This window comes from Streptomyces sp. LARHCF249 (assembly GCF_052871255.1).
On the sequence record NZ_JBIXJQ010000001.1, the window covers coordinates 288082 to 309223 of the forward strand.

General features: G+C 70.7%; 21 protein-coding genes and 1 pseudogene. 6 read left to right on the forward strand and 16 right to left on the reverse strand.

From position 1 onward, the window contains the following. Positions 1–16 precede the first annotated feature (16 nt). Positions 17–481, reverse strand: coding sequence for a hypothetical protein (locus tag ACIPUC_RS01470; RefSeq protein ID WP_446586140.1), 465 nt, complete (start codon positions 479–481; stop codon positions 17–19). Positions 482–755: 274 nt separating this feature from the next. Between ACIPUC_RS01470 and ACIPUC_RS01475 the strand changes: the two genes are divergently transcribed. Next, positions 756–1289 (forward strand): DUF4396 domain-containing protein, encoded by a 534-nt coding sequence (locus ACIPUC_RS01475; RefSeq protein WP_446586141.1) that lies wholly within the window; start codon positions 756–758, stop codon positions 1287–1289. A 144-nt stretch (positions 1290–1433) separates the two neighbouring features. Next, positions 1434–1844: a four-helix bundle copper-binding protein gene (locus ACIPUC_RS01480; RefSeq protein WP_446586142.1), complete on the forward strand. Its 411-nt coding sequence runs from the start codon at positions 1434–1436 to the stop codon at positions 1842–1844. 34 nt (positions 1845–1878) lie between these two features. Here ACIPUC_RS01480 and ACIPUC_RS01485 read toward each other — a convergent pair whose 3' ends face one another. Both ACIPUC_RS01485 and ACIPUC_RS01490 read right to left on the reverse strand, forming a co-directional pair. Further along, positions 1879–2247, reverse strand: coding sequence for a hypothetical protein (locus tag ACIPUC_RS01485; RefSeq protein WP_446586143.1), 369 nt, complete (start codon positions 2245–2247; stop codon positions 1879–1881). 142 nt (positions 2248–2389) lie between these two features. Continuing rightward, positions 2390–2548 (reverse strand): hypothetical protein, encoded by a 159-nt coding sequence (locus ACIPUC_RS01490; RefSeq protein WP_446586144.1) that lies wholly within the window; start codon positions 2546–2548, stop codon positions 2390–2392. An 82-nt stretch (positions 2549–2630) separates the two neighbouring features. On the opposite strand from ACIPUC_RS01490, the gene ACIPUC_RS01495 reads away from it, so the two are divergent. Continuing rightward, positions 2631–3191, forward strand: coding sequence for a TetR/AcrR family transcriptional regulator (locus ACIPUC_RS01495; protein ID WP_446586145.1), 561 nt, complete (start codon positions 2631–2633; stop codon positions 3189–3191). Positions 3192–3235: 44 nt separating this feature from the next. Here ACIPUC_RS01495 and ACIPUC_RS01500 read toward each other — a convergent pair whose 3' ends face one another. Next, positions 3236–4537: a phthiocerol/phthiodiolone dimycocerosyl transferase family protein gene (locus ACIPUC_RS01500; RefSeq protein ID WP_446586146.1), complete on the reverse strand. Its 1302-nt coding sequence runs from the start codon at positions 4535–4537 to the stop codon at positions 3236–3238. Between the two features lie 118 nt (positions 4538–4655). Continuing rightward, on the reverse strand, positions 4656–5036 hold the full coding sequence (locus tag ACIPUC_RS01505; protein ID WP_446586147.1) for a hypothetical protein: 381 nt from the start codon (positions 5034–5036) through the stop codon (positions 4656–4658). A gap of 315 nt (positions 5037–5351) precedes the next feature. Between ACIPUC_RS01505 and ACIPUC_RS01510 the strand changes: the two genes are divergently transcribed. Further along, positions 5352–6302, forward strand: a complete 951-nt coding sequence (locus tag ACIPUC_RS01510; RefSeq protein ID WP_446586148.1) for a GlxA family transcriptional regulator — start codon at positions 5352–5354, stop codon at positions 6300–6302. Positions 6303–6499: 197 nt separating this feature from the next. After that, positions 6500–6703 (forward strand): hypothetical protein, encoded by a 204-nt coding sequence (locus ACIPUC_RS01515; protein WP_446586149.1) that lies wholly within the window; start codon positions 6500–6502, stop codon positions 6701–6703. Positions 6704–6834: 131 nt separating this feature from the next. Here the strand turns inward: ACIPUC_RS01515 and ACIPUC_RS01520 are convergent, their stop codons facing one another. Beyond that, positions 6835–6963 (reverse strand): hypothetical protein, encoded by a 129-nt coding sequence (locus ACIPUC_RS01520; protein ID WP_446586150.1) that lies wholly within the window; start codon positions 6961–6963, stop codon positions 6835–6837. A 108-nt stretch (positions 6964–7071) separates the two neighbouring features. Continuing rightward, the gene (locus tag ACIPUC_RS01525; protein ID WP_446586151.1) at positions 7072–7566 is read right to left on the reverse strand and encodes an FAD-dependent oxidoreductase; all 495 of its coding nucleotides are present in this window, start codon (positions 7564–7566) and stop codon (positions 7072–7074) included. 1 nt (position 7567) lies between these two features. Between ACIPUC_RS01525 and ACIPUC_RS01530 the strand changes: the two are divergent. Beyond that, a pseudogene (locus ACIPUC_RS01530) lies at positions 7568–8047 on the forward strand (RNA polymerase subunit sigma-24); the annotation flags it as partial. A gap of 162 nt (positions 8048–8209) precedes the next feature. Here ACIPUC_RS01530 and ACIPUC_RS01535 read toward each other — a convergent pair. The 9 genes from ACIPUC_RS01535 to ACIPUC_RS01575 form a co-directional block, all read right to left on the reverse strand. Then, entirely contained in the window at positions 8210–8986 is a 777-nt protein-coding gene (locus ACIPUC_RS01535; protein ID WP_446586152.1) for an ABC transporter permease, read from the reverse strand. Further along, the gene (locus tag ACIPUC_RS01540; protein ID WP_446586153.1) at positions 8983–9975 is read right to left on the reverse strand and encodes an ABC transporter ATP-binding protein; all 993 of its coding nucleotides are present in this window, start codon (positions 9973–9975) and stop codon (positions 8983–8985) included. Before ACIPUC_RS01540 ends, ACIPUC_RS01535 begins: the two co-directional genes overlap by 4 nt. Positions 9976–10213: 238 nt before the next feature. Then, on the reverse strand, positions 10214–15343 hold the full coding sequence (locus tag ACIPUC_RS01545) for a tetratricopeptide repeat protein (protein WP_446586154.1): 5130 nt from the start codon (positions 15341–15343) through the stop codon (positions 10214–10216). Continuing rightward, complete coding sequence (locus ACIPUC_RS01550) at positions 15340–15846, reverse strand: hypothetical protein (RefSeq protein WP_446586155.1); 507 nt, start codon at positions 15844–15846, stop codon at positions 15340–15342. The genes ACIPUC_RS01545 and ACIPUC_RS01550 overlap by 4 nt, the downstream gene beginning before the upstream one ends. A 149-nt stretch (positions 15847–15995) precedes the next feature. Further along, complete coding sequence (locus ACIPUC_RS01555; RefSeq protein WP_446586156.1) at positions 15996–16310, reverse strand: hypothetical protein; 315 nt, start codon at positions 16308–16310, stop codon at positions 15996–15998. A gap of 187 nt (positions 16311–16497) precedes the next feature. Next, positions 16498–16902 (reverse strand): aggregation-promoting factor C-terminal-like domain-containing protein, encoded by a 405-nt coding sequence (locus ACIPUC_RS01560; protein ID WP_446586157.1) that lies wholly within the window; start codon positions 16900–16902, stop codon positions 16498–16500. 526 nt (positions 16903–17428) lie between these two features. Next, positions 17429–18082, reverse strand: coding sequence for a CE1759 family FMN reductase (locus ACIPUC_RS01565; protein ID WP_446586158.1), 654 nt, complete (start codon positions 18080–18082; stop codon positions 17429–17431). Beyond that, positions 18079–19179 carry an LLM class flavin-dependent oxidoreductase gene (locus tag ACIPUC_RS01570; RefSeq protein WP_446586159.1) on the reverse strand — a complete coding sequence of 367 codons (1101 nt, stop codon included), beginning with the start codon at positions 19177–19179 and terminating at the stop codon, positions 18079–18081. Before ACIPUC_RS01570 ends, ACIPUC_RS01565 begins: the two co-directional genes overlap by 4 nt. Positions 19180–19707: 528 nt before the next feature. Beyond that, positions 19708–20598 (reverse strand): ATP-grasp domain-containing protein, encoded by an 891-nt coding sequence (locus ACIPUC_RS01575; RefSeq protein ID WP_446586160.1) that lies wholly within the window; start codon positions 20596–20598, stop codon positions 19708–19710. Positions 20599–21142: the final 544 nt, after the last annotated feature.

Genomic DNA, 21142 nt, shown 5'->3' on the forward strand with positions numbered 1-21142 from the left:
TCTGGGGGTCTGGGGATCAGCCGAAGTCGTACACGAGGACGGTCACGGAGCCGCCCTCGGCGCTGATGGTGTATGAGCCGGGGCCCGTGTAGGGGACGCAGCCGTCAGCGAGGATGTCGTCCTCGTTGATGCCGGTGTCGTCCTCCCCGACGAAGGCGCACACCTCGGTGACGGGGTGGGGGACGAACCTGTGCTCGGCGCCGCCGAATAGCGGATAGCGGGGCAGGGTGGGGGTGTTGATGTCCCGGTCCGGGTGTTCCCACAGTGAGGTCTGCTGGCCCCACGGCGCCCTCACGACGACTTCGCCGTAGGGTTCGGGCAGGTTGTTGTCGTCGCTTTCCCGGGGGTTGGAAAACTCGATCGCGTACGTGATGGGCCCGCTGGACGCCTGGGCCTGCGCTTCGCCGGCGCTCGCCACGCCGACCACGATCAGGGCTGTCGAGGCAAGGGCCGCCAGGCGGCCTACAGAGTGGGAACTCACCCGAAATCCTTTCACTCTTGGTAGCCATTCGACTACGCCAAGTAGCCTAGGGGGAGGGTGGCGCGGCTACCGCCAGACCCCTGCACGCAAACCCCTCGGACGGATGGGGCCGAAGCCCGGCACGGTCTTTCTGCGCCCGCGCGCGCGGGCCTCCCCGAAGCACCGCACCACATGCGGGCTCCGCTCCCCTCGCGCGATACCCCTGGGGGGTATATGGTGGTGATGTGGGCGCAGGGGAACGGGCCCACACTGGACGGGAATGGGGATGACGGTCATGGACCACAACGCACACCACACCAGCACCGCGCACGACCACGCCGCGCACCAGGCACACCAAGGCCGTGCAGGCCACCACACCGGGCATCAGATGGGCAGCGTGACCTGGGGCGCCGCCGCGAAGGCGACGCTGCACTGCCTGACCGGATGCGCCATCGGCGAGATCCTCGGCATGGTCATCGGCACCGCCCTGCTGTGGGGGAACGTCCAGACGATGGTCCTGGCGATCTCGCTCGCGTTCCTCTTCGGCTACTCCTTCACCCTCTTCGCCGTCCGGCGGGCAGGCCTGGACTTCAAGACCGCCGTCAAGGTGGCGCTGGCCGCAGACACCGTCTCCATCGCGGTGATGGAGCTCGTCGACAACGGCATCATCGCCCTGACGCCCGGCGCGATGGACGCCCACCTGTCCGACGCACTGTTCTGGACGGCGCTGCTGGGCGGCTTCGCCGTGGCCTTCGTGGTCACCACCCCGATCAACAAGTGGATGATCGGCCGCGGCAAGGGCCACGCCGTCGTCCACGCCTACCACTGACCCAGCGCCCGGCGAGCATGCCCGGCCGCACCGGAAGGGTGCGGCCGGGCATGCTGCGGCCGTCAGCGGTTAGCTGGAGGTGTACCGGGGCCCGCAAGGCGGCCGACCGGATCGCCGGCCCCGCTGGAGCAGGAGGCATTTGCGATGACCAGCACCGTCAAGGACATGCTCGCCACCTACCCGGCCGACCTCGGCGCCATCGACCGGGCCAAGCTCACCCGCTGCATCGAGGCATGCATCGGCTGCGCCCAGGCTTGTACCGCATGCGCGGACGCCTGCCTGTCCGAAGGCATGGTCGGCGATCTCACCAAGTGCATCCGCACCGACATGGACTGCGCCGACATCTGCGCGGCCACCGCCGCGGTACTCTCCCGGCACACCGGCTACGACGCCAACATCACCCGCGCGATCCTCCAGGCGTGTGCCATGGCCTGCAAGGCGTGCGGCGACGAATGCGCCTCCCACGCCGATACGCACGAGCACTGCCGCGTCTGCGCGGAAGCCTGCCGCTCCTGCGAACAGGCGTGCAACGAACTGCTCGGCGCGCTCGGCTGACCGCAAGCGGCGCCGACGGGCTCCCGGGCCGGGTTCAGAGAGGCAGCGGGCTCTGCTCGCTCCGGCGGCGCCCGTAACGGGTCACGCCGCGCGGCTTGAACACCGAAAGAGCGGCGGCCGTAAGCAGCACGACGAGGGCGGCGGCCGCGTCCGCGATCAGCTGGACGCGCATGCCCTCGAGCTCGCCACCGGCCAGGGCGGCCCGCGCCGCTGCGTCGGCGAGGTGCCCGACCGGCTGCATGTGCACCAGCAGCAGAAGCGTCGCGATGACGGTGATCAGCAGTTTCGCGATGACCCAGTAGTGGCGCAGCAGCCCCCACACCGTTCCCAGCGACTGGACCAGACCGGTCAGCAGCGAGGCGATGCCGACGGGGACGATCACGTACCAGCCGACCACGTCCATCGCCAGGTAGGCACCCCGTACCGTCTCGGGCGCACCGCTGGTCAGACCGGCGACGGCGAGGGCGAGGAAGGCGGCGAACAGCCCACCGAGGCGGTGACGTGGAGGGTGAGGGCCGCCTTGCGCAGCCGGGGCGGGAACGGTCTCACGGCGTATGCCCCACCATGCCGCCGCCGGCCAGATGCACGATGACGAACACCGCGACCAGCACGATCGCGAGCGCCGCGGAGACCTTCACCCAGCGCGGCGGCCCGTCGCCGTCGCCCCTGCCACTGCCGTCCGGGCGGTTCGGTGAGCCTGTCATGACGCACTCCACGGTTTTTCGAGACACAGTGTCTCGCTCTGGAACTGAGTGTATCGCCTGTGGACGGCCGTATCCTTGACGGGTGCCGAAGCTGTGGAACGAGACGATCGACGCCCACCGCGCCGCGGTCCGCGAGGCGATCCTGGACACCACCGCCAAGCTGGTGGCCGAGGGCGGCCTGCGGGCGGTGACCATGTCGCAGATCGCCGAACAGACCGGCATCGGGCGGGCCACGCTCTACAAGTACTTCTCCGACGCCGAAGCCGTCCTGTTCGCCTGGCACGAACGCCAGGTCACCGCACACCTCCAGCAGCTCGCGGGCATCCGCGACCAGGACGGCACAGCCCTGGAGCGCCTCACGGCAGTGCTCCAGGCGTACGCGGGCATCGCCCGGCAGCGGCACGGCGGCGAACTCACCACCCTCCTGCACCAGGGCGAACACCTCACCCACGCCGAGCGGCACGTACACGGGATGCTCCAGCACCTTCTCGCCGAAGCCGACGACGTGCGCCGCGACGTCCCGCCCGCCGAGCTCGCCCAGTACTGCCTGCACGCCCTGACCGCCGCCGCCTCCCTGACCTCCGAGTCCGCCGTGGCCCGCCTGATCGCCGTCACCCTCGACGGACTGCGCCCGGCTGCCTGAACCAGCCCGGATTCCCGCCTTCACCGCAATGACACCGCTCGACGTCAACGGGCGACCGCGCCGGCGTCGCGCAGCTTGGCCGCGATGCAGTCGGCGCGGCGTTTCTGCTGCGCGGCAACCGCTTCGGCGTGATGGATCTCAATGCTCAGACGGCCACCGAAGGTACTGAGAATGCAGGAGCCACCGCTGGGATGCTGTGGCTGGCGCGGCACGTCAGGGCCCGGCGTCGAGACGAGCGTCGAGCGAAAGTCGGTGATCCGCAAGCCCTTCGGCGCCCGCAGCGCCGGCACCCGACCCCAGTTGGTGACGATCAGCATGCCTGGGGGCGGCGTCGCGCCTGCCGTGTTCCTCTTGGGAATGTGCAACGGCGTCTGCTGTACGGCTCCCTCGGCAAGGGCCGCCGCCAGCGATTCGCATATGCTGCGAGCCAGCTCGACGAGCCCCATCGACTCCGCCGGGGGCAGGTATTTCGCAGACCCGAGCAGGTTGGTGCCATCGGTCTTGCCGACGGTCGGCGTGATCCGCGTGCGCAGATCCACCGGATAGAGGTAGATCATCTGGGTCAGCGGAAGTTCACGAAGCTCGGCGTCGCTCAACAGGATTGCGGCCGAGACCAGACCGTTGATGGTGACGCCCTCCCGATGCCCGAGTTCGACCAGCGCAGCGGTCTCGGCGACCGACAGGTGGCACCGCGCGACGAGGGGTGCGTTGTGCCGATCGTCGTCGACGGGCGCTTCGGTGACGGCCGGTTCGGCGACCACGGATTCGGAGACCACCGGTTCGACGTCGGCCTCGGGCTGGGCCGGCACCGGCACCGGCACCGGCACCGGCGGCACCCTCTTCTCGATGCCGCGCTCGGCGAGCAGTTCCTCGATCGACGCCGGATACGGATGTACCTCCCGCTCGGGCGAACGCCCGGTCACCACATCGGTGTAGCAGGACCACAATTCGGCAAGCACAGCGAGCGAGTGATAGGCGTCCGCGATGCTGTGATGAGTGAACAGCGTCACGCTGGCGGTGTCACCGTCACGCACCACGGACACATGGCTGAGCACGACACGCTGATCGAACTTCTGGTCACGGATCAGCTGATGCGGATCACCGTCCACCACCGAGATCTCCGGTGCGCCCGACGTCCCGGCGACGAGATCGAAGCCACCGTCGTCCGACGGCTCCAGCCGCGCGCCGAGCACCGGATAGGCGCGCACCAGCGCTTCGTAGGCCGCGGTGAGTGCCGCCAGATCCAATGTGCCGGACACCTGGACCGCATAGCCCATGTACACGCCGGCTCCTGCGAACGTCACTTCGCTCGGAGCCAACGGACGGACAACAGTGGACGTGGTCATAGAGCTCCCCTTCTCCCTGGAGGTCAAACGGAAGATCAAACCCACTGCACTCGCGCAAAAGCAATCGGTTTTCCGGTGGCCGGACACCATTCGGGGTCGCGCCGGTCGCCACACCCGCTCAGTTCCCCTCGGTTCCGGATGGCCCTGAACTGTCGAGCCGTTTGATCCTTTCGACGGGGTACACGGCCAGTGCGCCGACGAGGAGTCCGTAGCCGGCCAGCGCCAGCAGGGTGGGGAGTGAGAGTCCGGCGGGGTCGGGCCCGCTCATTTGCGCGTAGAGGGGGTAGAGCGGTGCAAGGCTCAAGGCCGTGGCTCCGCTGTACCAGTGAGCCACCAACCTGTTGGCCTTCTCGGTGAGCGCCGCGTCGGCTGCCACCCTGGCAGGCACCTCGTAGCCCCGATCAGGGTCGCAGACCTGGCCCCGGTAGCCGGTGACGGCGGCGAACGCCGAGGCCACCGCCGCGAGTGCGAACACACCGAACACGACAAGGCCTGCCATGCGCTTGCACCTCCCTCGCTTGGGCGCAGAGGCGAACGTCTTTCTCGCCTGGATGCCGGGGCTGGATCAGATCCCCACCGTCGCACGGGGAACACGGGGGACGAGCCCAGGAGCCTGGGTCAGGGCGCGAAAGGCGGAAGTCACGTCCCGGAACGTCTGCTGCTGCCGTGCGCTGACGTGTGCACGGGGTGGCCGAACGAATGCGGTCGCTCCTGCGCTTGCCGGACAGGCCTTCGCGCGAGGCGGTGCGGCGCGACCTGGAAAGGGGGAGATACGTCCTTGTTGGGGGGCCGGGAATCACGGAGGCTTGCTTGCATGGCTAGCCGGAATGTTCTCTTTGTCCTACCCAGTGGGCTGGAGCCCCTCGACGTGACCGGGCCGATGGCCGTGTTCGACTGGGCGAACCGACTCGCTTCCCGCACGGCGCCCGACGCAGTTCTGTACCGCCTGCGTACGGCCAGCCCCGGCGGCGGGCCGGTTCGGGCCGGCGGCGGCCTCGTACTCCTGCCCGACGCCCGCCTCGAAGAAGAACCGCCACCGGACACCGTCGTGATCCCCGGCGCTCCCGTCGACCGCTGGGTAGTGGCGTGGCTGAGGCAGCACGCCCGCCGCACGCGCAGGGTCGTCTCGGTGTGCACGGGATCCCTCGCGCTTGCCGAAGCAGGCCTCCTCGACGGCCGCCGGGCCACAACGCACTGGAGCCGCGCAGAAGAGATGGCGGCTTCCTATCCGGGCGTGCGTGTCGACGCGGAGCCGGTCTTCATCCGGCACGGCAAGGTGTGGACGGCGGCGGGCATCACCAGCGGCATCGACTGCGCCCTCGCGCTCGTGGAGGAAGACCACGGCCGACAACTGTCCCTGGCAGTGGCCCGCCAGCTGGTGGTCTTCCTGCGGCGTAGCCACAACCAGGCGCAGATCAGCACACAGCTACAGGTGCAGATCGCTCACCGGGACAGCCTGCGCGAGGTCCAGGACTGGATCTCCGACCACCCCGATGCCGACCTCAGCATCGAGGCACTCGCGTGGCGAGCGGCGCTGTCCCCGCGGCAGTTCACCCGCGCCTTCACCAAGGAGACCGGAATGTCACCGGGACGGTACGTGGCCAAGGTCCGGCTGGAGACGGCGTGCCGACGCCTGGTCAACAGGCGCCACGACGCGATGGATCACATCGCCGCGTCGTCCGGCTACCCCAGCGCGGAAGCCATGCGACGGGCCTTTCAGAACGCGCTGCGCATGTCGCCCACGGAATACCGCGACAGGAACTGAGGCCGAGCGTCACCGTCGACACCCGCCGACGTGATGGGCGGGATCCACGACCTTTCCATCGGATGAGTTCGGGTGCATTGTGAAATTTGTCCAGAGTGCAGAAGCCGCACGCCACGCTGGCTGGTGAGCCAGAGCGAGTCGACCTCGTTGTGTGCGGGCCAGAGGAAGGGGTCGAACCGGTGGATTCACTGTGGTTGGTGACTGTTCCGACGGAGCGGACCACGGGCGGTCAGCGCGTCAGGGGCACACAGAGCTGGGTCATCAAGGCGGGGCAGCGCGACGCCGCTGTGCGGTCCGCGCTGGCACGGGCCACGACCGAACGTGCGCGGCGCCGCCGTTCGTACGCCACGATCGACCCCTCCCAAGTGGCCGTGCGCTCACTGGGCCAGGCGGCCGACTGACGCCAGGTCCGGCTCTGCTCGGATACGAATGCTTCGGCGGTCGACCGAGGCCCTGTAGGGCCCTCGGCATCGTGGTGCGCAGCGGGTCGGCCCACCGGCGGATGCCTTCCGCCCGGGTGTGACCCGGATGTTCAGGCGCCGGTGCCGGTGCGGGCGCCGTACTTCCCGCCGCGGGACGCCATCTCCTTGATGACGACCGCGGTGCGCCCGGTGACGTAGGCCCGCCGGAGGGTGTCGTCGGGGCGGGTGAACTGGCCCACCGCGTTCTTCCGTCCGAGAGTGACGGCCCGCGCGACATAACGCAGCGAGTACGGCTCGGGCTTGCGGCCCTCGATCAGGCGGGCCAGGGTGTTGGCCGCGTGAGCTGCCTACGGGGTGGCGAGCGCGCAGGCGAAACGGGCTCCGGGTACTGCCGCGCAGTCCCCCACGACGAAGATCCGTTCGTCGTCGACGCTGCGCAGGTACTCGTCCACGAGCGCACGCCCTTGAGAGTCGACCTGGAGACCGCTGCGTGCCGCGAGGTCGGGGACGCCCGCCACGACCGCCCACAGGGTCAGGTCGGAGGCGAGCTCCGCTCCCGACCGAAGGTGCACGACGCCGTCGGCGACCCCCGTGGCGCCGTCGTCCACGATGTCGACCTTCAGCCGTACCAGTCCGGACCGGACCCGCTGGTACGCCCGGTGGGAGAAGCTCCCGGCGACCGACGATCCAACGATCCGCACTCGGAGGTCCGGCCTCGCCTCGGCCACCTCGGCCGCCGTCTCGATGCCCGTCGCGCCGCCCCCGATCACCGTGACCGTGCTGCCCGCGGGAAGCGCGGCGAGCGCCACGCGAGCCTGTTCCGCCCCCTCCCAGGTGCCCACCGAGGAGGCCGTCGACAAGAGCCCGGCCGCGGTCCGTCAGATCGCCCATCGGGCGCGGGCGCACGTTGCCGCGCGCCGACCGCGTTGCGGTGCCGTTTCCGCGGCCGAGTCCCGGGCCGCGCTCGGGGCGTTCCAACGGGCGGTCGAGACGGGCGACTTGCAGAGCCTGCTCGACCTCCTCGCGCCGGACGTCGTCGCCCTGAGCGACGGCGGCGGCATCAAGCAGGCCATGCCGCAGCCCATCGTGGGGGCCGACAAGGTGGCCCGCGCGCTGGCCGCCGGCGTTGCGGTGTTCGGCCCCGTGTCGACGGTGGAGCCGGCACAGGTCAACGGCCACCCGGCTCTGATCATGCGGATCGACGGGCGGATCGACATGGTTGTGGCGATGCGGATCGACGACGGTCTCGTGACCGGGCTCTACTCCGTGCGCAACCCCGAGAAACTGACGCGCATGGAGCGGGAGACCGCCGTGAGCCGCTGAGTTGGCCCCCGATGGATCACGGCGGTGCCCATCGTCGCCTGCGCACCATGAACCCCGCGGTGCGGTTCGCCGGCATAGCCACCGCACCGCGCGGTGGCAGTGGCCCTCCCGCCGTCCGCCACGGCCCTGAGCGACCAGGCTGGTCGGGCGCCCCTGCGGTCGTCAGGCGTCGTTGCGCTTGAGTGCGAAGTAGCCGCCGGCCAGGGAGGCCGCGGCCCACAGCGCCATGATGCCGAGCCCTGTCCACGGGCCGTACGGCGGCCCGTCCGCCTGCTGCACCACCTGCATGACGCTCGTGCCCGCCTGGTCGGGAAAGAAGTAGCCGACCTTCCTGGTCGCAGGAACGAAGTTGAAGATCGGCGCGATCATGAAGAAGTAGGCCATCAGGACACTGAGGGAGAGCACCGCCTTGCGCAGCATCGTGGCGACGCCCACTGCGAACAGAAGCATGAGCGCCAGGTACACCCCGGCGCCGGTGACCGCCCGCAGCACGCCGGGGTCGCCGAGGGAGGCGCCGCGGTCGCCGAGGAGCGCCTGGCCGACGAAGAACGTCGCGACGCTGGTGGCCATGCCCACGGCCAGGCCCGGTACGGCGGCGGCCGCGGCCTTGGCGCAGTAGAGCAGGCCGCGCTGCGGCACGGCGGCGAGCGTGGTGCGGATCATGCCCGTGCCGTACTCGCTGGTGACCACCAGGACGCCGAAGGTGATCATCGCGAGCTGGCCGAGGCCCATACCGATGAAGCTGGTCATCACCGGGTCGAAGGCGGCCTGCTCCGCGGCGCCGAGGGTGTCGAACTCTCCGCCCAGGATGACGCTCAGGAGCGCACCGAGGCCGATGGTGGAGAAGAACGCGGCCGTCAGCGTCCACTTCGACGAGCTGACGGTCCGGATCTTCGTCCACTCCGCCCAGAGGACGGCAGTGGTTGCGGCCATGGTCATGACTCCTTCCCGGTGCGGGAGCGGATCAGGTCCGGCGCCTGTTCGGGCGACGGGGTCCCGGAGGGAGCGAGGACGGCGTCCAGGCCGGCGCCGGCCTGGTACTCGAGCGAACCCGCGGTGAGCCGCATGAACGCCTCCTCCAGCGAGGCACGCTGCGAGCCGATCTCGAGCAGGGCGATCCGGTGGGCGGCGGCGAGTTCGCCGAGCACCTCGGCGTTGCCGTCCTGGATCTCGAAGGCCCCGTCCCCGGTGAGGACCGGCGTGATCCCCTCGTCGGCGAAGACGTCGAGCAGCCGCTCCGGCTGGGTGGTGCGCAGCCGTACGACGGAGCGGGAGTTGTTCTCGATGAAGTCCGCCGTGGACGTGTCGGCCAGCAGCCGGCCGCGGCCGATGACGATCAGGTGGTCGGCCGTCAACGCCATCTCGCTCATGAGGTGGCTGGAGACGAAGACCGTACGGCCCTGGGCCGCCAGTTGCTTCATCAGGTTGCGGATCCAGAGAATGCCTTCGGGGTCGAGTCCGTTGACGGGCTCGTCGAGTACGAGCGTCTCGGGCTCACCGAGCAGCGCGGCGGCGATGCCGAGCCGCTGACCCATACCGAGCGAGAAGGCACCCGCGCGCTGGTGCGCCACGTCGGCGAGTCCGACTGTCTCCAGGATCTCTCCGACCCTGCGGTCCGGGATCCTGTTGGACCGCGCCAGCCACAGCAGGTGGTGGTATGCGGTGCGGGCGGGGTGCAGGGCCTTCGCGTCCAGCAGCGCGCCGACCTGCTTCATCGGCTCGCGCAGATCGCTGTAGCGCTTCCCGCCGATGCTGACGCTGCCACCGGTCGGCCGGTCCAGGTCCAGCATCATGCGCATGGTCGTCGTCTTGCCCGCACCGTTCGGGCCCAGGAAGCCGGTCACCGCGCCGGGGCGCACGGTGAACGTCAGGTCGTTGACTGCGGTTTTGTCCCCGTACCGCTTGGTAAGCCCGCGTAACTGGATCACACGACGCAATGTAGGTGGCAGGCGTGCCGGGAATGCGGCGTATCTGGCCGTCTATCCAGTGATGCTGCCCGGATGACAGGGGCAAGATGAGGGGTTCCCCCACGGGCGTTTTCCTCAGCAGGGGGCGCATAAGGGTTTGTGACGGCACGTCGGCCGTCGGCCACGGCGGCCACGTCGACTCGCCTTCGACGCCTCAGGGCGACGGTCCCCTGTCGATGAACCGGCCTTCGCGCGACGCCTACCCGTCACCGCGCCCCAGCGCGTGAAGTGCCTTCCGGCGGTGGCTCAGGGCCAGGTTCACCGAGTCGGGGCTGCCGGAGGCGCGGAAGTGGTCGGCCGCCTGCTGGTTGACGGCGACGGCCTCTTCGTACCGCCCCACATCCACCAGGAGGCCGCCGAGGAGGAGCAGAGCCGTGCCCGCTCCTTGAGCGTCCGCGGTCTCCCGGCAGATTGCCAGATACCGCTCGAACGTCGGGATGGAGTCCTCGTACTGCCTGAGTCCCACGGTGACGACGCCGAGCCGGAAGAGCGCCTGGCCTTCGTTGGCGCGGTCCCGTCTGGCGCGGAACAGCTCCGCGGCGCGTCGGTAGGCGGGGACGGCGTCCGCGGACCGGCCCATCTTCTCCAGCACCTGGCCGAGGTGGAAGTGGACCTGGCACTCCCGGTCGCGGTCGCCGGTTCGCGGGTAGACGGTGGCGGCCCGCCGGTAGACGGTGACGGCTTCCTCGTTCCGGTCCAATGTCCGCAGGGCGCGGCAGAGGTTGAGGAGCGCGGATCCCTCGAGGTCCGGAAGGTCTAGTTCCTGGAACAGGGTGGCAGTCCGCCGGTACGTGGCGATGGCCTCCTCGAACCGGCCCTCTTCCATGAATCCCTCACCCAGGCGGTAGAGGGCCAGACCCTCGCCGCGCTGGTCGCCGGACTCCCGGGAACGGGATGCTGCCTGCTGCACGACGCTGATGGACTCCGCTTCCCGGCCCGCCGAGGCGAGGGCGCCGCTGAGATGGCGCAGTGCTTCGGCCTCGGCACGGCCGTCGCCGGTCCCCCGGTGGATCTCAGCCGCCTGTGTGTGGACGGGGACGGCCTTCTTCGGCTTCCCCAGGCCCTGCAGGCCGCGGCCGACGACGGTAAGGGCGTGGGCCTCCCGCGGGCGGTCGCCGGACCGCCGGTGGATCCGGGCGGCATGCCGGCCGGCGGTGACGGCTTGCTCAAACCGACCCAGCTGGAGCAGAGATACGCCGAGTTCGCCGTACGCCGCCCCTTCGCCACCGATGTCACCCGCGGCGCGGAACGCGCTGACGGCCCGTTCACGGGCGGCGACCGACTCCTCGACGCGCCCCAGCTCCATCAGCACCGATCCGAGCCGGTCGAGCAGTTCGCCCTCGTGGTCGCGGTCTCCGGCCTCGCGGTAGCCGACGGCGCCCTGCTCGCAGACGGGCACGGCCTCCGCGTAGCGGCCCTCGTACACGAGGACGAGGGAGAGGCTGTGCAACGCCGTCCGCTCACTGCCGCGGTCGCCTAGCTCCCGGCAGATCGCGAGTTCCTGCTGGTACGCGGTGATGGCTTCGGCGGACCGGTGCACCTGGAAGAGATGGGTGCCGAGGCTGTGCAGCAGCACGCCCTCGCGTGCGCGGTTCCCCGCCTTGCGGTAGCCGGCGGCGGCCTGTTCGCAGGCGGTGACGGCCTCCTCGAACCGCCCCGCCTTGGCCAGGGCCTCGCTGCGGTTGGCCAGCGCATGGGCCTCGCGCTCGTGGTCCCCGGACTCCCGCAGGAGTGCGGCGGCTTTCCCGCATGCGGTGGCGGCATCCGCGTAACGACCCACCTCTGTACAAGCGTTGCCCAGGTTGATCAGCGCCGAGGCCTCACCCGTACGGTCGCCCAGCTCGCGGCAGACGGCGGCGGCCCGCTGGGTGGCGGTGACGGCCTCGTCGTATCGCCGAGCGTGCAACAGGGCGGGGCCGAGCCGGCCGAGTACCCGGCGTTCCTTTTCGCGGGCGCCGGTCTCGTGGTAGAGCGCGGCCGAACGCTGGTAGGCGGCGATCGCCTCGTCAAGCCGGTCCGTCTGGCGCAGGGCATCCGCGAGATTGCCGAGCGAGTCCGCTTCGCGGTCGCGATGGCCCTTCTCGCGGTAGATGGCGGCAGCCTGCCGCGAGGGGGCGATGGACTCCTCGTGCCGTCCTTGGCTGAGCAGGGCGTTGCCCAGGTTGTGGAGCGGCAGGCCGTCGCGCTGGCCCTCGCCGTTCTTGTCAGAGAGCGCGGCGGCACGTCGACTGACGTCGGCGGCTTCGGCGAACCGCTCCGCGGCCGTCAGCGCATTGCTCAGGTTGGTGAGCATCTCGGCCTCGAGGAGCCCCTCGCCGGTGTCCCGGAAGGCGGCCACGGCCCGTTCGCAGGCGGTGACGGCCTCGTCGGTGCGGCCCTCGGCGGCCAGGGCGGTGCCGAGGTTCGTCAGTGCGGCGCCTTCCGGGCTGCGGTCACCGGTCCGGCGGAAGTGGTCGGCGGCCTGCTCGTAGAGGGCGGCCGCGTCCGCGGACCGTCGCATGCCGAGCAGGACGTTGCCCGATTCGAGGAGGAGTTCGCCCGCGCGACGGCGGTCACCGGTGTCGACGTGGAAGGCCGCGGCCCGCTCCACGGCGGTGACGGCTTCCTCGAAGCGCCCGAGGCGGGCCAGGGTCTGGCCTGTCTTTCCCAAGGACGAGGCGTGGTCGCTGAGTTCGGCCGGTTCGGCGCCGGAGGATGTTTCGGTCAGCAGCCGGTAGAGCTCGGTCGCCTCGCGCGTGGCGGCCAGGGCCTCCTCCCGGATCCTCCTCGGGGCCCGCGCCAGTCTGTTGCGTACGTCCGCCTGCTCGGGGAGGTCGACGGTGGGGTGGGCGAGCGCCAGTCGCCGGTACAGGTCGTCCGCTTCTCGCGTGACCTCCAAGGCCCGCTCCTCATGACCCAGGGCAAGAAGCCGGGTGCCGAGGTTGTTGAGGACCCTGGCCAGATCGAGGCAGTGGGCGGCGAAGTCGCTCTCGGCCAACCGTCGTTGGATGGCCACCGCCTCCTCGGCCGGGGCGAGGGCCTCGTCCCCGCGGCCCAGGTCCGCGAGGAAGGCCCCGAGGTTGACCAGCGCCGTCGTCAGGTCGGGTTGGTGGGCGGCGGGGTTGGCGTCCGCGAGCTGCCGGTACAGGTCGGTGGCCACCTCAGTGACCTCAAGGCCCTCCTCGGCGCGGCCCGAAGCACGCAGCGCGGTCCCGAGGTTGGCGAGGGACATCGCGAAGTGATGCCGTTCCGCCTCGGGGTCGGCGTCGGACAGGCTCCGGTACAGCGCGGCCGCCTCTTCGCTGGCGGCCAGGCCCTCTTCGGTGCGGCCCGCGTCGATCAGCCGCATGCCCAGGTTGGTCAGCAGCCCGGCCCGGTCGGGCCGGTACACGGGGTCGGCGTCGGACAGGTGCCGGTACAGCTCGGCCGCCTCCTGGGTGACGGCCAGGGCCTCCTCATGCCGGCCGTGCCGGGAGAGCCTGTTGCCGAGCCCCGTCAGCGAACCGGCCAGGCGGTCCTGGTGGGCGGCGGGGTCGGAGTCGGCCAGGCGGCGGCTGATCGCCACGGACTCCTCGGCTACGAACAATGCCTCCTCCCAGCGGCCCGCGGCGGACAGCCGGTCGCCGAGTATGCCGAGGGAGTTCGCCAGGTAGGGAAGCTGGCCGGGGTTGCTCCCGGCCAGCTCACGGTGCAGGCGCACGGCCTCCTCGGCGGGGGCGACCGCCTGCTCCCGGCGGCCCGCGTTGGCCCGGCGCCACGCCAGCGTGCCGTACAGCCAGGCGCGTTGTGCGAGGTCCGTGGTCACGGCCAGACGGTGCCCGATCAGCGTCTCGACGACGGCGAGGATCCCGTTGTCCAAGTCCACGTGGCGGCCCGTGGGCAGCTGGGACTCGATGGCCTCCAAGACGGTCAGTAGGTCGGGGTCGATGCCCTGCTCGGGCCCGCCGCCCGCGTCGGCGAGCGCTGCGAGAGTCGTCAGGGCTGAGCTGCCGGCGGCGATCGCGAGGCCGGGTGCGGCCCGTAGCAAGGGGTAGAGGACCCGCTCGCCGATATGGCCCCAGCGGCCGGCGGCGGACGCCAGGAACGTCACGGCCCGAGGGGCCACGGCGGGTGCCAGCTCACCGTCCAGCAGGACGGCCGGGACGCCGGTCGCCCACGGGTCCGGGTCGTACGCGCTGACGTCGTGCCCGGGGGTGAGCAGGCCGAGGAAGTCCTCGGCGAGCCGGTCGGGGTAGAGCGGCTCCAGGACCAGTTCGCGGTCGTTGGGCGGGTAGCAGAACCGGTGGTCGAGGAGGAGTTCCTGCGGGTGGCCCGGCAGGTCGAGGGTGCGCAGCGCCCGTGTCGCGGTGTCGTGGCTCACCGCGCCGGTGAGGGCGGCGGTGAACACGGTCTTGGCCATGACCGCGGGCCGGGTCCGGTAGTCCTGCCCGCGCCCACCGGCGTCGAACAGCCGCTGCCACGCCAGGTATTCGCGGTCCAGGAGGTATGCCGACAGCTCGTGCGGCTGCGTGAGGGAGGGCCGCTCACCGCGCGAGTGGGCATCGACGGCGACCAGGGCGGCCATGTGCAGGTTCAGCGTCAGGCCGAAGTCGCGGCGGTCCAGGGAAGCGGGCGGTGCGACGGTCGCGGTGTCCGGCAGGTCGTACAAGTCGCTCGCGCCGTAGCGGTCCCGAGCGGCGGTGAACATCCGCAGCCGGTCCGCGCCCAGGGAGGGAAGGAGCAGATCGCCGGTGGCGGCGCGGCGGTCGGCGAGCTCACCGCGCAGGGCGGCGAACCAGCGGACGGTGCGGCCGATCAGGAGGACCCGCGTGGGCCGCTGCTGGTGCAGGACCGGTTCGGACAGCAGGCGTTCCAACTCGCTGTGCGCCCAGCGGTCGGCGTAGTCGACCAGGAGCAGGACACCGGCTCCCGCTGCGGGCGGGGCGGCCACATGGCCCGGGGTCGAGGCTCCGTCCCGGAAACCCGCCTGCAGGACCTGCCAGCGCTCGTCCGCCGGCAGATCCGGGCTACGGGACCGTTCGGCGAACTCCGTGGCGAGCCGGGTCTTGCCCTCTCCGCCGGGAGCGTGGAGCAGCAGCACCGAAAGTCGCGCGTCCCGGGCGTCCCGCCACTGCCGCAGCCGCTCCAGCTCGGTCTTCCGGCCGATGAAGGGGACGACGTGGCTGCGCGCGTCGAGGAGGCGGCTGGGCTGCGCCATCAGCCATGCGGTGTCCGGGGCGGCCGGGGCGGGTAACGCCTCGATCGTGGGCAGCCGCGTCCCGTAGTAGTGATTGACGGTCGCGCTCGCGTTCGGGCCCTGCGCCGCGGCCGAGCCGGCAGCGAGGTGCTGTTCGTAGCGCGACTCCGTCAAGATTCACCGATGGGAGCCTGGGCCGGCGAACTACCGGGCGCGTAATGGTGGTTGTTGATGGTCACGCTCGCCCCCGGCCCCTGTGCGCCCGCGCCGCCGTTGTGGATCACCTGGCTGTAGACGCCGCCGGCTTCCGTCCCGCTCAGCGCCGCCCCGAGGGCGCGGATCTCGCCCTCGGCGCCTGGCTGCCCGCCGATCAGCTCGCGCAGCAGCCCCTCGTACTCCGCCGAACGGTCGGCGCTCGACGCCAGGGCCGCCCCGAGCCGGGCCGCCCAGTCGTGGTGCGCTGCGCCCAGGGCCGACTCGTCGCCCCGCTCGTAGGCGGTGAGAACGGTCTCGCGCGCCCGCTCCAACTCTGCCTCGGCAGCCGCTCCTTCGTCGGCGCGGCCGAGTCCGAGCAGGCGGACGAAGCCGCGCTTGGTGTGCTCCCACGCTTCCGTCGTCATCGCGGTGACGAGCGTGGTCGCGGCGGTGGCGGCGACAGCCGCGACTGCAGGATCCAAGACGCTCTCCCTCTCCCGAGGCACTCGACCACTCAGAGAGCACAAGTGTGCCATGAGGCTGTTCCTGTGTGCCGGACAGGTGGCTCGTTCGACGTGAAGTTGCAGCAGTCGGACGCCGGTTGGTGAGCCGCGCTCAGGCCCCTGAGTCGCTAGTCGCAGGTGTGGAACGTGCAGAAGCGTAGATCGACGACCCCGGGCAGCCGCAGGATCTGCTCCTTGAGCCTGTCCTGGCTGTGCCCTTCCGCGAAGCTGTCGGGGATCCCCACCGTGAGTACGAGCTGACCAGGGCGGTGCTCAGCGACCGAAATCCGCGTGGCGCCGAAGTCTCGCAGCTGTTCCTTGCGCTGCAGGGCCGCTGGGATGAAGAGGAACATGCCGATGACGGCACCGATCAGCGCCCAGGCCAGCAGGCCCGCACCGACGACGAGGCAGGCTCGGGCAAACACCTTCGGCTGGTCTCGCATGACGAGCGGGATGGCGACCGCAACCGAAGCCGGACCCGGCTGTTCGCGACCCCGGTCGGCCCAAGGTCTTGCGGCCGCGGGACTGGTGAGACGCCGCGGCAAGAATTCGGGGCCTCATACGCAAAGACGCTCGGCCCGGAGGTCCCGGCCGAGCGTCTTCGTGCGTCTGCTGCTGCGCGCTGGTGGCTTAGTACCAGTGGTTGGCCGACCAGAAGTTCCAGGCCTCGACCGGGCTGCCGTAGCGCTCGTTCATGTAGTCCAGGCCCCACTTGATCTGGGTGGCCGGGTTGGTCTTCCAGTCCGCGCCCGCCGAGGCCATCTTCGAGGCCGGCAGGGCCTGGACCAGGCCGTACGCGCCGGAAGAGGCGTTCGTGGCGGTGTAGTCCCAGCCGCTCTCACGCGTGATGATCTTGTCGAAGGCGGCGAACTGGGCCGGGTCCTTGATCATCTGCTGGGCGATCGCCTTGGCGCTCATCGGGGCGGCCTGCGCGGGAACCGCGGCCAGCATGGAACCGGCGACGCCCAGGGCGACGACGGTACCCGCGAGGGTCTTCTTGGAAGCGGCGATGCGGCGGATGACTGCGTTGGACACGGATTGACCTTCCGAAGGGGACAAGGGCGGTCGCGGGCATGTCGAAGACATGCGTGAGCCACTCACGCGGAGGAGAGGGGTTCGTCGGCGGCGGGTGAAGCACCCCTGCCGCCCTGCGACTCATCCAGTTCTACAGACCGCCCGGGGCCCTGGCAACGACCCCACTTACTAACGACCCTCGCAGCTGGGGACTCAAGACACCCGCGGCACCCGGAAGGGTCCGTGCACGTGGGAGCCGTGCCAGAAGGCCATGGCCAGCGCTGGGAAGCTACTAACCCGCTTCGTACGTGACGTGGGTCCTATGGGGCGAGTCACCTCCAGGGCACCCAAATCTTACCGAACGTCACCATATGTACCCCTTCGAGAGACCAGGCTGCACAGCTGAATCACCCGGGAATCCAAGGACCGGAGTGCCGGAGGCCGCCCTTCCTGTGACTACAGCACTCCGGGACGCGGCGGCCGACCAGATGGCCCTGCCGTACCGGCTGTCGGACGGGTGGAGGTTCTCGTGCCGGACCAAGTGCGGCTACTCGGCCCGTAGCGCGGCCAGCCGCTGTGCGAATGGCACCACCTCGAAGCCGTCCGCCGGATCCACCGACGTGATCGCCCCCGTCAGTGAACGGGGCGCGATCGCGCCGGCGGTGTCGACGTCCGGGGCGGCGTCCCGGCGGACGGGCTCCATGAAGCGCGCCAGCTCGGCGCCCGCACGGGCGATCCGCTGCGCCAGCCCCTCCTCGCCCCAGTCCTCCGAGGCCGCGTACACGGCGGTCGGCAGGACGAGCGCGCGCAGGTAGGTGAACAGCGGGCGCAGGGAGTGTTCGGTGACCAGCGAGTGCCGGGCCGTGCCTCCGGTCGCGCCGAGGAGCACCGGCTTCCCCGTGAGGGCGTCCTTGTCGATGACGTCGAAGAACGACTTGAACAGGCCGCTGTACGACGCCGCGAACACCGGTGTCACGGCGATCAGGCCGTCAGCGGCTGCCACCGCGTCGAGCGCGGCCGCCAGCCGGGCGGGCGGGAACCCGGTGACGAAATGCTGGGCGATCTCCGTCGCCAGGTCCCTCAGTTCGATCACTTCGGGCTCGGCGTCCACGTGCCCCAGCGTGGCGGCCGCGAGCCGGTCGGCGAGCAGCCGCGTCGAGGAGGGCGAACTCAGGCCCGCCGATACGACGATGAGCTTCATGCCCGCGTCTCCTCCTTCGGGGTCTCCTGGGCCACCGCCACGCGGGCCGAGTGCGTCGGCGCGTCCGGCACTCCGGCCGGGCGCAGGTTCGCGAACTCCTTGCGCAGCACCGGCACGACCTCCTCGCCGAGCAGGTCGAGCTGTTCCAGGACGGTCTTCAGGGGCAGGCCCGCGTGGTCCATCAGGAACAGCTGGCGCTGGTAGTCGCCGGCGTAGTCGCGGAAGGACAGGATTCGCTCGATCACCTGCTGCGGTGAGCCGACGGTCAACGGTGTCTGGGAGGTGAACTCCTCCAGGGACGGGCCGTGGCCGTACACCGGCGCGTTGTCGAAGTACGGCCGGAACTCGCGCACCGCGTCCTGCGAGTTCTCGCGCATGAACACCTGGCCGCCGAGCCCGACGATGGCCTGCTCGGGGGTGCCGTGCCCGTAGTGGGCGTAGCGCTGGCGGTACAGGTTCACCATCTGCTCGGTGTGGGAGGACGGCCAGAAGATGTTGTTGTGGAAGAAGCCGTCGCCGTAGTACGCGGCCTGCTCGGCGATCTCCGGCGAGCGGATGGAGCCGTGCCACACGAAGGGCGCGACGCCGTCCAGCGGGCGCGGGGTCGAGGTGAAGGACTGCAGGGGCGTGCGGAACTTGCCCTTCCAGGTGACGACGTCCTCGTCCCACAGACGGCGCAGCAGCGCGTAGTTCTCGATGGCGAGGTCGATGCCGTCTCGGATGTCCTTGCCGAACCAGGGGTAGACCGGACCGGTGTTGCCGCGGCCCATCATCACGTCGACGCGGCCGTCCGCGACGTGCTGGAGCATCGCGAAGTCCTCGGCGATCTTCACCGGGTCGTTCGTGGTGATCAGCGTCGTCGACGTGGACAGGATCAGGTTCTCGGTGCGCGCGGCGATGTAGCCGAGCATCGTCGTCGGAGAGGAGGGGACGAACGGCGGGTTGTGGTGCTCACCGGTGGCGAAGACGTCGAGGCCGACCTCCTCGGCCTTCTGCGCGATGGCGAGCATCGCCTTGATGCGCTCGTGCTCGCCGGGCACGCGCCCGGTCGTCGGATCGGCCGTGACGTCGCCGACGGTGAAGATCCCGAACTGCATGGCTCCCCTTCCGAGGTTGTTTATGATTCAACTATACCCGGGAACCGCGGGTGCGACCGGGGTATTCCCGATGGGGCGCGGGGCTGGAGGCAGCCGGGCCGGGGGCGTCGCGGGTGCCGTGCCGCGGACCGCGCACCAGCGGCGGTGCTCCGCGGACTCGGGCGGGCTGCGGCTGTCGCCACTTTCCCGCCTCGGCGGCGCGGGGGGCTACGTGCCCGCCACCGCCTGCTCCGGCAGCATTGCCGGCCGCGCGGCAAGCGGTGTCCTCGGCGCAGCGCCGGCGGACGGCGGTTCCTGGCACCGGAGCCCCCTGCCCTTCGACGGCGGACCGGCAGGCGTCTGCCGGCCGGCCGGACCGGTCGTGGCGGTCGTCGGCCGGGACACGCGGTTGCAGGTGCTGACGGACACCTCGGAAGGCTCCGGGCCGGCCAGGGGCACCGACGACGTCGCTTCGCCGCGAACCGGGGAACCGGGGAACCGGGGAACCGCCAACACTCCGGCGACCCTGCCTGCCCCCACAAAGACCGATTACGGTACAACCCTCAGGCCGGCCCGCTGAGTTGTCTCAGCCACCCGTGTCGCGCACGCCGCGATGATCGCGGGCGTGACCTGCGGCAGGTCTTTCGAGCCGGGAGCCGTGTTGACTTCGCAGATCGTGAACGTGCCGTCGCACTCGAAGAGGAGGTCGACCCCGGCCAGGTCCGCTCCTACGGCGGCAGCGGCCCGGCGGGCGAGCCGCTCCCCTTCGGGATAGCGCCCAAGGCAGGGTTCCGACGTGCCGCCGAGCGCCACGTTCGACTTGAAGCCCTTGATGCTGGACCTCACCTTCGCAGCCACCGCGCGGCCGTCGACGACGACCACGCGCAGGTCACGGCCCGGGCGGAACCCGTGGTAGCGCTGCAGGACGTACGGGACGTCGTCCCGGAGACTGCCGTGGAGATCCTCGAGCATCTCCCGGGTCGCGCGAAAGACGCGGCTACCGCCGCTGCCATGGACCGCCTTGACCACGCACGGGTCAGGGACTCCCGCGTTCGCAACGTCCGGCAGCGCGGCATGGACGGAGCAGTAGGTGTCGGGGACCGGCAGCCCGGCAAGCGTGAGCAAGCGGAGCTGGCGGAACTTGTTGGCGCAGTTCAACCGCGCCTCGACGGAGTTGAAGACGACGCTCCCCATGGCTTCCAGATGCGACACGAGCGAAAGACCGCAGTCCACATCGGCGTCAAGGCGCGGATAGACGACGCTCGGGGCCCGTACCGGTCGGCCCTCGAGGTCACGGAGGACGAGCTGCCCGCCGTCGACGCCCATGACCAGGCGGTCGTACATGACGACGGACTCCGGCCCGAACGCGTCGCGGAAGGCGCAGACGTCTTCCTCCGGATAGCCGAGGTTGTACTGCCGTGGTCCCAGCAGCAACCACATGTCAGGGCGGACACCCTCTCCTTTGACACCGTTCACCACGCCCGTCGCCTCCCTCACGAGTCTGGATCTCGAGTCTTCAGCACCCTGGTGGGACAGCGCGCGCACTTCGCGCAGACCCCAAGCCAGTCGGCGGAGAACGCGCGGCCCGCGGGCACTTCCCCTCCGAGGCCGCCGGCTGTTGCGAGGGCGCCTGGCCGTGGAAACCGAGGGCGATCCAGGAGCTGCCGGCCGGTGATGCCGCCCGGTGACGGATCGGCGGCAGGCTCCGTGCCTGCCTCGGACGATGGCAGACGGCGTGCGCACCCGCCCCGGCTCCCGTGGGGCGGGCGCGCAGCAGACCCGTGAGTAAGGGAGACGGCCTGCATGGCGCCTCCAGGCGCAGGTCTGGCCGGTAGTGCCGACCTCGACCGTTCGGCCGTCCGGGATCCAGGTCCAGTGCTGCCAGCCCATGCTGCGGGGCCGCCGCCGGATCCCCGCAGGCGTTGTGCGGCGACGCCGTTGAGGGCCACCACCGCTCCTTTACGCGGACCCGGGGGGCGACCCA

Excerpts from the sequence above, each read along its gene's own strand:
- ACIPUC_RS01510 (WP_446586148.1), top strand. The coding sequence starts at position 5,352 with ATGGCTAGCCGGAATGTTCTCTTTGTCCTACCCAGTGGGCTGGAGCCC.
- ACIPUC_RS01500 (WP_446586146.1), bottom strand. The coding sequence starts at position 4,537 with ATGACCACGTCCACTGTTGTCCGTCCGTTGGCTCCGAGCGAAGTGACG.
- ACIPUC_RS01485 (WP_446586143.1), bottom strand. The coding sequence starts at position 2,247 with ATGGACGTGGTCGGCTGGTACGTGATCGTCCCCGTCGGCATCGCCTCG.
- ACIPUC_RS01565 (WP_446586158.1), bottom strand. The coding sequence starts at position 18,082 with ATGAAGCTCATCGTCGTATCGGCGGGCCTGAGTTCGCCCTCCTCGACG.
- ACIPUC_RS01555 (WP_446586156.1), bottom strand. The coding sequence starts at position 16,310 with ATGCGAGACCAGCCGAAGGTGTTTGCCCGAGCCTGCCTCGTCGTCGGT.
- ACIPUC_RS01535 (WP_446586152.1), bottom strand. The coding sequence starts at position 8,986 with ATGACCATGGCCGCAACCACTGCCGTCCTCTGGGCGGAGTGGACGAAG.
- ACIPUC_RS01480 (WP_446586142.1), top strand. The coding sequence starts at position 1,434 with ATGACCAGCACCGTCAAGGACATGCTCGCCACCTACCCGGCCGACCTC.
- ACIPUC_RS01475 (WP_446586141.1), top strand. The coding sequence starts at position 756 with ATGGACCACAACGCACACCACACCAGCACCGCGCACGACCACGCCGCG.
- ACIPUC_RS01575 (WP_446586160.1), bottom strand. The coding sequence starts at position 20,598 with ATGTGGTTGCTGCTGGGACCACGGCAGTACAACCTCGGCTATCCGGAG.
- ACIPUC_RS01570 (WP_446586159.1), bottom strand. The coding sequence starts at position 19,179 with ATGCAGTTCGGGATCTTCACCGTCGGCGACGTCACGGCCGATCCGACG.
- ACIPUC_RS01505 (WP_446586147.1), bottom strand. The coding sequence starts at position 5,036 with ATGGCAGGCCTTGTCGTGTTCGGTGTGTTCGCACTCGCGGCGGTGGCC.
- ACIPUC_RS01490 (WP_446586144.1), bottom strand. The coding sequence starts at position 2,548 with ATGACAGGCTCACCGAACCGCCCGGACGGCAGTGGCAGGGGCGACGGC.